Consider the following 279-nt stretch of genomic DNA (forward strand, 5'->3'; position numbering starts at 1 on the left):
TTTCATCCTGAATCAAAAAGGATACGTCCTCGCTTTTCTTGAACGTGGGCGAATAGAACGTTTGCGCGCCAGACCATTTGGGAGAAGGGATAGAATTGACATGAATGCTGATGAGAAAGTCCGGAGCACTATCGTTTACGAGCTTCACCCTGTTACGAATATCCTCTGACTTTCGTTTTTTTGCTTTAACTGCCTCAGGTGAAGCCAAATCCTTGTCCTCTTCCCTCGTCATCACGACAAAAGCTCCTGACTGCTGTAAAAAGTCACGTAAGTACATAC

General features: G+C 44.8%; 1 protein-coding gene. It reads right to left on the reverse strand.

The genetic code is table 11. The features are described 5' to 3' along the window. The coding region (locus SB775_RS28920; RefSeq protein WP_410864644.1) for an N-acetylmuramoyl-L-alanine amidase at positions 1-232 on the reverse strand (232 nt) is incomplete at its 3' end. Positions 233-279: the final 47 nt, after the last annotated feature.

Source organism: Peribacillus sp. SIMBA_075 (assembly GCF_046534585.1).